This is a genomic window from Neisseria sp. P0021.S005 (assembly GCF_051956955.1).
Genome location: NZ_JBQCWY010000314.1, coordinates 1 through 3459 on the forward strand (window position 1 = coordinate 1; position 3459 = coordinate 3459).

Annotated in this window: 3 protein-coding genes; all 3 read right to left on the reverse strand. The window is 45.9% G+C overall.

Features of this window, described 5'->3' with window-relative positions; all coding sequences use genetic code 11:
- Positions 1–132 precede the first annotated feature (132 nt).
- Positions 133–1137 (reverse strand): FAD-binding oxidoreductase, encoded by a 1005-nt coding sequence (locus tag ACTHUE_RS13340; protein WP_070459847.1) that lies wholly within the window; start codon positions 1135–1137, stop codon positions 133–135.
- Between the two features lie 81 nt (positions 1138–1218).
- Positions 1219–2649, reverse strand: a complete 1431-nt coding sequence (gene gatB, locus ACTHUE_RS13345; RefSeq protein WP_070459844.1) for an Asp-tRNA(Asn)/Glu-tRNA(Gln) amidotransferase subunit GatB — start codon at positions 2647–2649, stop codon at positions 1219–1221.
- 100 nt (positions 2650–2749) lie between these two features.
- Positions 2750–3370: a trimeric intracellular cation channel family protein gene (locus ACTHUE_RS13350; protein ID WP_004520129.1), complete on the reverse strand. Its 621-nt coding sequence runs from the start codon at positions 3368–3370 to the stop codon at positions 2750–2752.
- Between the last annotated feature and the right edge of the window lie 89 nt (positions 3371–3459).

The window sequence follows — 3459 nt, forward strand, 5'->3', positions numbered from 1 at the left end:
ATAAACATCCATGCAATAACTTCCACATAGAAAAAAGAGTGTGTAAAAACACACTCTCCTCTTCAAATAGATTGCCGTCAAATTTTACTCTTAACAGCTGCATTCAAACATATAAATCCTGTATACACATCACTATGCCGGTGAAAAAGCATCACAGAAGAAGGCATCTTCCGGTAAAGCGCAATTTTGAGTCAGCAAACTTTGCGCATTCTCCGTCATGGCTGGTGACCCGCAAGCATAAACTTCATATTGGCTCAAATCAGGATAATTTTGTGCTGCAACGTTTTGCACATATCCACTCTCCCCTTTCCATTCAGAATCAGGCTTAGAAAGAACAGGCAAGAATTTCGCATTTTTCAGACGGCCTATTAATGCTTCTGCTTCTTCCAATGCGTACAAATCCTCCTGCTGACGTGCTCCCCAGTAAAAATGAACCTGACGTTCGCTATTCTGATGAATCAAATCAAGCAAGATGCTGTGGATAGGTGCGTAACCTGTACCCGTTGCCAACAAAACAATCGGTCTATCGCTGTCCTTTTGCAAAGTAAACGTACCCAATGGGCCTTTAATGCGGACAATGCCTTTTTCTTTGATTTTAGGCTCTGCACCAAAAATCATTTCCGAACATACGCCATTTTCTCGTTTCCGAATATGCAACTCCAAAACGCCTTCTTGGTCAGGTGAATTGGCGATTGAATAACTGCGACTAATATTACCCGGAAGCAACAAGTCAATATACTGCCCTGCATAAAATGCAAACGATGGGGCTTTAGGCAAAGCCAATCTCAACAAAGCAACATCATGTTTGATTTCAATCGTTTCGATACGTACAGGCAAAGTGCGCACTGGCAAAGCATTCGGATTAAACCCCTGCACATTGATTTTCAGGTCGCTCTTCGCAGTAGTACAGCACAATAGCACTTTGCCCTGCGCTTTTTCTTCTTCGCTGATGGCTTTATCAATATGATCGCCCATTTCAAATTCACCACTCATCAACTCGGCCTTACATTGTCCGCAGGCGCCACTTTTACAAGAATGGGGCAGATTTAAATTCTGACGGGTCGCAGCAGCAAGAACGGTTTCATCATCGTTTGCCGTAAATGTTATTTGATCTGATAAGGTAATAGTATGTGTCATGGTATTTAGAATAATTTTAGAATCAAAAATAAAGGCCGTCTGAAAAATAAGACCTATTTTTCAGACGGCCTGTCCTATCTATCAAGCTAATTTGGCTTTAATCAACTCTTGAACTTGAGCAGGATTGGCCTTGCCTTTACTTGCTTTCATCACTTGGCCGACAATCGCATTCAAGGCTTTTTCATTGCCGGAACGGAATTGCTCAATGGCTTTCGCATTATTTGCCAACACTTCATCCACCATCGCTTCAATTGCTCCAGTGTCGGTAATTTGTTGCAAGCCATGTTTTTCGATGATTTCGGCAATACCTGCTTCAGGCTCGGCCCACATTGCTTCAAAAGCTTTTTTCGCCAATTTGCTACTTAATGTTCCGTCTGCAACTTTAGCAACCAACTCGGCAAGGCGTGGAGCCGTAATCGGGCTTCCAGCTAATTCCAAACCTTCTTTGTTCAAAGTAGCAGCAAGCTCGCCGTTCATCCAGTTCGCCGTTAATTTACCTTGGCCGCAGGCTTTGGCTGCTTCTTCAAAATAGGCGGCTTGAGCGCGGCTGGCAGTTAACAGGCGCGCATCATAGTCAGACACGCCGTAATCGACAACAAAACGCGCCGCCATTTCATGCGGCAACTCTGGCATTTGCTCTTTGGCTTTTTGCAATTGGCCGTCTGAAATAATGACCGGAAGCAAATCCGGATCTGGGAAATAGCGGTAATCATGTGCATCTTCTTTCAAACGCATCACACGGGTTTCGCCTTTTTCAGGGTCAAACAGCATGGTTGCCTGCTGTACTTTACCGCCGTCTTCCAAGATTTCAATTTGCGCTTCCACTTCATAATTGATGGCTTGTTCCAAGAAGCGGAAAGAGTTGAGGTTTTTGATTTCACGGCGTGTACCGAACTCTGCCTGACCTTTCGGACGGACAGATACGTTGGCATCAACGCGGAACGAGCCTTCCGCCATATTGCCATCGCAAATATCCAGCCAAGTTACCAAACCGTGTAACGCTTTAGCGTATGCCACGGCTTCGGCTGCGGAACGCATTTCAGGCTCGGAGACAACTTCCAATAAAGGCGTACCGGCACGGTTCAAGTCAATACCGGTGGCACCGTTTAAACCCTCGTGCACGGATTTACCCGCATCTTCTTCCATGTGCGCACGGGTAACATTGATGGTTTTAACCTCATCGCCCACTACGATTTCCAGTTTGCCGTGTTCTACAATCGGCAAATTCAACTGGCTGATTTGATAGCCTTTTGGCAAATCAGGATAAAAATAGTTTTTACGGTCGAACACGTTTTTCTGATTGATTTTCGCATCCAAAGCCAAACCGAGTTTGATGGCTTTTTCGACGACTTCGCGGTTCATTACCGGCAATACGCCCGGCAACGCACACTCAACCACGCTGGCGTGGGCATTAGGCTCGGCACCGAATGCAGTGGATGCGCCGCTGAAGATTTTGGATTGGGTGTTGAGTTGGACGTGGATTTCCAGTCCGATTACGGTTTCCCAAGTCATAAGGGTCTTTCTGTCGAAAAAAAGTTAATCGGTTAAATGAGTGATTCGTTTTTCAGACGGCCTGAATAAAAAACATAATAGGCCGTCTGATAAGATAAGTTTATTTCCTGCGGCGTTGGAAACCGGGCAGTTGCCAATGGAAACGGTATGCAGTCAGGCGAAACAACAATCCGCCGGCAAAGAGCAGGTTTAACGTAAAAATATTAATCCAGCCCAAATGCCCGAACAGATAAATCAGCCCGCCAATCAAAATGGCTACACTGCCGTAAAGGTCGGTGCGCAAAATCATCGGCACATCATTGACCAAAATATCGCGCGCAATACCGCCACCAACGGCAGTCACAAAAGCCAAAGAAATAACGCCGAACAAATTGAGCTGCAAGGTCATACCGATTTGTGCGCCGGTAATGCTGAACGCTGCCAAACCGATGGCATCGGCAATAATAAAAGCAGCAGCCAAATAGGTGCTGCGATAACGTTGCACCCTTATCAACCATGCGATGGCAAGCGTGGCAAATACAACTATCAGCGCATCGGTTTGCAAAAACACTTGCGGAATCCGGCCGACCAAGCCATCGCGTATCATGCCGCCGCCGACAGCCGTCAGTAACGCAGTAATGACGACACCGAGTACATCCAACCGCTTGTTGTAGCCGACCAAATAGCCGGAAATGGCAAACGCGGCTGTCCCAATGATTTGAATGAAGTCGGTGGCTGTCATGTTTTTAAATATCTACAATATGCAGCACCTCAATACATTCAGGCGCTTTTATATGGTTTATTTTCAGACGGCCTTGAATCATCAAGGCC

What these genes read in the sequence shown, in the direction of transcription:
- ACTHUE_RS13340 (WP_070459847.1), bottom strand. Translation starts at nt 1,137, where the DNA reads ATGACACATACTATTACCTTATCAGATCAAATAACATTTACGGCAAAC.
- gatB (WP_070459844.1), bottom strand. Translation starts at nt 2,649, where the DNA reads ATGACTTGGGAAACCGTAATCGGACTGGAAATCCACGTCCAACTCAAC.
- ACTHUE_RS13350 (WP_004520129.1), bottom strand. Translation starts at nt 3,370, where the DNA reads ATGACAGCCACCGACTTCATTCAAATCATTGGGACAGCCGCGTTTGCC.